4 protein-coding genes are annotated in these 5,760 nt (G+C 44.4%); 3 read left to right on the top strand and 1 reads right to left on the bottom strand.

Translation table 11 applies throughout. The features are described from left to right. The first annotated feature begins 210 nt into the window (after window positions 1–210). The 3 genes from AB4167_RS21925 to AB4167_RS21915 all read left to right on the top strand — a co-directional run bounded on the left by AB4167_RS21925 (window position 211) and on the right by AB4167_RS21915 (window position 4,519). Complete coding sequence (locus AB4167_RS21925) at window positions 211–825, top strand: NAD(P)H-dependent oxidoreductase (RefSeq protein WP_017060908.1); 615 nt, start codon at window positions 211–213, stop codon at window positions 823–825. 3 nt (window positions 826–828) lie between these two features. After that, window positions 829–2,754 carry a monovalent cation:proton antiporter-2 (CPA2) family protein gene (locus AB4167_RS21920; protein ID WP_372137022.1) on the top strand — a complete coding sequence of 642 codons (1,926 nt, stop codon included), beginning with the start codon at window positions 829–831 and terminating at the stop codon, window positions 2,752–2,754. A 541-nt stretch (window positions 2,755–3,295) separates the two neighbouring features. After that, window positions 3,296–4,519: a DUF819 domain-containing protein gene (locus AB4167_RS21915; protein WP_208774725.1), complete on the top strand. Its 1,224-nt coding sequence runs from the start codon at window positions 3,296–3,298 to the stop codon at window positions 4,517–4,519. A gap of 87 nt (window positions 4,520–4,606) precedes the next feature. Here the strand turns inward: AB4167_RS21915 and AB4167_RS21910 are convergent, their stop codons facing one another. Beyond that, window positions 4,607–5,467, bottom strand: coding sequence for a transporter (locus AB4167_RS21910; RefSeq protein WP_372137021.1), 861 nt, complete (start codon window positions 5,465–5,467; stop codon window positions 4,607–4,609). Window positions 5,468–5,760 lie beyond the last annotated feature (293 nt).

Here is a 5,760-nt window from a genome sequence, read left to right as displayed (position 1 = left end):
GTTCATGGGGCGGATACAGTTTTACTCAGTCATCGGCGGCTTGTACCGGAAATACTCAAATTGACGGATGTTTTATATAATTAAGTACCTAAAAACACACGCATCTAAATAGATAAGTATGGGCTAATTCGTTGTTGTTCAACCATTCTTCTATTATTGTATATCTATAATTCCAATAAATATTATTCGTTAATGGACAAAGAGGGCTATATGTCGAAAAATCGAGTCTTGGTGCTATTCGCCCACCCTTCTCAGCATCGCTCTGAAGCTAACAAACCCTTATTTGAACAAGCCAAACGCATTAACGGGGTTACCTGTGTCGACCTCTATGCTGAGTACCCAACCTTCAAGATCAATATCGACCGTGAACAGAAACGCCTGTTGGACCATGACATCATCATTTTTCAATTCCCACTATATTGGTACTCAACACCCGCGATTCTTAAAGAATGGCAAGACCTTGTTCTCGAATATGGCTTTGCTTATGGCACCGACGGTAATGAACTGCAAGGTAAAAGCTTGTTATGCAGTATCACCGCTGGTGGCAAGAAAGATGCTTATCAAACTGATGGCTATAACCACTTCACCATACGTGAACTGCTTCACCCCATCGAACAAACCGCTTCTTTGTGCGGCATGAACTACTTGGCCCCATTGGCTTTATTTGGTTCACGGACTGCGTTGGAAGAAGGCCGAATTCAAGATCACGTAAACAGCTATAAAACGCTTTTGGAGGCTTTTGTTGCGGGCGAAGTCGACCTTAAAAAGGCAAGCAAGGCTGAAAAGCTAAACCATTACGTTGATGAACTGATGAGCAGAGGTTAAATCATGACAGGATATTTTCTACAAGCATTTATCTATTTGCTTGCCGCAGTCATCGCGGTCCCTATCGCCAAAAGACTTGGTCTCGGATCTGTGCTTGGTTACCTCATTGCAGGTGTGGTGATTGGTCCAATTATCGGCTTAGTAGGCGAAGAAACGACAACCATTCAACACTTTGCTGAATTCGGCGTAGTGATGATGTTGTTCTTAGTCGGGCTGGAACTTGAGCCTAAGATGCTTTGGGCAATGAGAAACCGTCTTATGGGACTGGGTGGCCTGCAAGTTGGCGGCACTACCGCGATTGTTATGGGTATTGCCCTATTCTTCGGGCAGCCTTGGACGATAGCACTCACCATCGGTTTGATCTTCGCACTGTCATCAACCGCGATTGTTCTACAAACATTCAATGAAAAAGGGTTGTCCAAAACTGAAGGGGGCAAGAACGCTTTCTCTGTTCTGCTATTCCAAGATATTGCCGTCATCCCTATGTTGGCGTTCATTCCTCTATTAGCGTTGCCAGAATTAATTGAAGCTGCACAAAGCGCGGTCGCTTCAGCTTCTGATCACCATGAAGAGTTAAGTCTCGTTGCGGGCCTACCCGGTTGGGCTTATGGCCTTGTAATCACGGCATCTATTGCTATTGTTGTTGTCGGCGGGCACTTCTTGAGTCGTCCACTGTTCCGCTTTGTTGCAAGCTCAGGCCTGCGTGAAATCTTCACTGCAACCGCATTGATGTTGGTGATTGGTATTGCAGCACTAATGAGCCTAGTCGGCCTATCACCGGCTTTGGGTACCTTCCTTGCGGGTGTGGTATTAGCCAACAGTGAATTCCGCCACGAACTTGAGTCTAATATCGACCCGTTTAAAGGGCTACTACTTGGCTTGTTCTTTATTACCGTAGGTGCAGGCATCAACTTTGATGTCCTATTCAACGACTTTGGTTTGATCATTGGCCTCACCCTTGGCGTAATGCTACTCAAAGCCTTGGTGCTATTCACACTGGCTCTGATATTTAAAATCAGAGATAGCGACCGATGGTTGTTTACATTGAGCTTGGCGCAAGCCGGTGAATTCGGTTTTGTCCTACTGAGCTTCTCATCCCAAAACCATGTACTGCCAGCCGATATTGTTCAAACACTGTCGCTGGTTGTTGCACTTTCAATGTTCCTAACGCCAGGGTTATTCATTCTATTTGATAAAGTGATACTTCCTCGTTACGAGCAAAAGTCTAACGATCGCGAAGAAGATACCATCGAAGAGAAAGGTACGGTGATCATTGCTGGTATTGGCCGATTCGGTCAGATTGTTAACCGCTTATTGGTATCAAATGACGTCAATACTGTGGTTTTGGATCATCAAGCTAATCAAGTCGACTTGCTACGTTCAATCAACATCAAATCTTACTTTGGTGATGCGACTCGTCATGACTTATTGCATACCGCTGGTATCGAAGAAGCCGCGATGTTGGTTGTGGCTATCGACAACCAAGACTCAAGTGTTGAATTGGTCAAATACGTTAAACACAACTACCCTACAGTGAAAGTCTTAGCGCGTGCATTCGACCGTGGTCATAGCTACCGCTTAAGAGAAGCGGGTGCAGACTTTGTGGAATCAGAGACCTACCATTCAGCTCTTGAAATGGGCGCTGAAGCCTTGCGCTCTTTGGGTCATCACCCATTCTTCGTTGAACAACAGAAATCGACGTATCAACGTGTTGAAAGCCGTAAGTCTGAAAAACTCTACCAAGCTTGGTCTGAAGCAGAAGAGAATCCACGCTACGACAACAACTACCGACAAATCTTCATTCACCTTGAAGAAGCAATGAAAGAAGATATGAAAAAAGACCGTTCAGACAAGCACTCTCGATCTGAACGAGGTTGGACACCGCCACCGAAAGGCTATGCAGATGGCTTTGAGGAAGAAGAGTCCTAAGCAGAACTCTAAATAACGGCGCTAGATAACCATACTAGGCAACGATCAAAAGCGGCTATTTAAGCCGCTTTTTCTTTCATTGACTCCCTACAAAACGTCAAATGAGCATGAGTAGCGGGTGCTAGAACTCGTAATCCGAAAGATTTATGTGATCTAGCTAAAATTTTTAATTTCTGACCACATGGCAAAAGTGAATTCACTTTTTACATTATTGAAACATTCCAACCTCGCATAAACCACACCGTAAACATGGCTATATATGCACTCATTTAAGTCATTCAATCATCGCCCCAATTCATAGCGACCACCCTCTAAGGCTTGAGTTACATTGCATATATCTAAATACGCCGCACAAGCTCCAACTTAACCATTCACCATGCAAATAAGTAGCGTACTGTATTCACAAATTTAACCCGTTAAAATTAACATAAACATTTCAAAACATGTCTATCGTTACAATTTGTAACGAATAGCGGTTATCGGTATAGTCCTGCAATTCAAAAAGTGAGACCTTTGCGCTCACCTTAAAGGAGATATAATAATGATTACTAATGATGCTGTAATAATGGGCATGTTAGCTGTTATTCTTGGCGGTGTTTTTATCACGGAAAGTAGCCAAAATAGCGCACTGAAAAAATTCTACTCGTTCGTTCCGGGTCTATTGCTCTGTTACTTTGTTCCTTCTCTACTGAACAGTTTAGGCATCATCGACGCATCAAACTCTAAGTTATACTTCGTTGCAAGTCGCTACCTATTACCAAGCGCACTCGTTCTACTGATCATCTCAGCAGACCTACGTAAAATCTTTGGCCTTGGTTCAAAAGCCGTCATCATGTTCCTAACCGGTACTGTCGGCATTATCATCGGTGGCCCGCTGGCTATCTTGATCATCGACCAAATCAACCCTGACCTCGTATCTGGCGACGTATGGCGCGGCCTTACAACCGTTGCTGGTTCTTGGATTGGCGGCGGTGCAAACCAAGCAGCAATGAAAGAAGTGTTCGAGGTTGATGACCAACTCTTCTCTGCAATGATTACGGTTGATGTTATCTGTGCAAACATTTGGATGGCCGTGTTACTTATCATGGCAGGTCGTCAGAAGAAGATTGATGCATGGTTAAAAGCGGATACCTCATCTATTGAAGAGCTAAAAGAAACCGTTTCTAAATACCAAGAAGAGAACGCTCGCCCAACAACCACAACCGATCTCATGAAGATCACGGGGATTGCGTTCGGTCTTACCGGCCTAGCTCACTTTTTCAGTGACCTGATTGCACCGTGGATCTCAACCAACGCTCCAGAACTTGCGAAATACAGCCTAACATCTGGTTTCTTCTGGTTAATCGTAATGGTGACAACGTTCGCGCTCATCGCTTCATGCTTCAAATCAACACGCAGCCTTGAGCACAGTGGCGCGTCAAAAGTGGGCTCGGCATTCATCTACATCCTAGTTGCAACGATTGGTATGCAAATGGATGTGACGGCTATCTTAGACAACCCAGGCTACTTCTTCATTGGTATCACATGGCTTACTATCCATGCCATTCTAATGATTGTGATGGCGAAGCTTATCCGTGCACCACTGTTCTTCATGGCTGTCGGTAGCCAAGCTAACGTTGGCGGCGCAGCATCGGCTCCTATCGTAGCAGCGGCATTCCACCCAGCATTGGCTCCAGTCGGTATCCTAATGGCAGTATTGGGTTACGCACTCGGTACATACGGCGCTTACATCTGTGGTCTCATCATGCAGGCTGCTGCGGGTTAATAGAATCGCTTCAATCCAATAACACAAAAGGCTGAACGATGATCGTTCAGCCTTTTTCGTTTCTAAAACTGTATTTCAAATAACGGCTTAATCGAACAAAGACGCCAGTTTATTTTCCACAACTGGGCTGATATTAAAGCTCAACATAAAATCTGGACGCGTTTCTTCGTCTTTCTCAAGGTAATAGTTCGCTTCAATGCCAAACTTCCAAGGACGTCCGTTCAACACAGTAGTCTTGCTTACGCTTATATTCAACGGAATTTCCGCCTGATCCTTATTCCAGTCATACGAGAATGTCGGCGCAGAGCCTACCGTCCAACCGCCGCCTAATATCTCCACCCAAAAGACTTGTGTCGATGTCTTGTTGATTCGAGTATCAGAATGGTCGGCTCCGTCTCCAGAAACACCATACAAGTGGTTTGGGAACATACCAACAACTCGCTCACTACTCGCCTTCCCGAACATAAATTCAGGCCCGATAGCAAATTGATCAGCCGTTAAGTCATTACTACCTGTTGGCAAAGAAGCAAAAAGACCGAAAGCGACAATAGTACCGCCCTCCATTTTAGGCGCATAAGCTAAATCAAATGAGATGTCCGTAACGCCAGACTGGTCCATATGCTGCGATCTTGTTGGTGAATCCATATGGAAATCGTTCTGTACATAAGAGATGGCCGGGCGGAAGATCACTTTGTCGCCGTTATCCATGGGAAACGGCAGTGTCGGCTGTAATACTGTAGCGAAACTGTCCCCTCCACCATCGTAACCACCTGAATACTGGAGCTTTAAATTAAGGCTAGCGTAAGCTGTGTTTGGGTTTGCAAGTTCCTTTGCTGCCTGTTCTGCTGCTTGATCGCTTTCAGATTTCGAAATATCGTCCCTAGCGCTAGCAAAATTCGGCGTTAATAATAGTCCAGTTATTATTAGTGCAAGTGGTTTACAAGCCATGAGCCCTCTCTTCAATAGTAAAACAATAAGATGTAACTGCTTATTGAGTATTTTAGAGATTACTGGGCAGTAAAATGGCCATTCAGTGACAGAGAGATAAGTTAACCCTAGTTCATAGACAGGATCTTAAGAGCTAACTTGTTTATTTAGATAGAAAAAAGGCTTCATTTATGATCAGATAATCGTCGCCAAACAAACTACCTACATCAATAGTGAAGCCGATGACGATTATCTCCTTACAGAAGCAATTTAAGCAATTCTTTAATGCTGACAGGCGTTGTTAATGATATGGA

Source organism: Vibrio sp. 10N.286.49.E11 (assembly GCF_041469505.1).
Lineage (GTDB): Bacteria > Pseudomonadota > Gammaproteobacteria > Enterobacterales > Vibrionaceae > Vibrio > Vibrio crassostreae_C.
The sequence above is the reverse complement of the archived record's forward strand: the minus strand, read 5'-3'. Positions and strand labels throughout refer to the sequence as shown.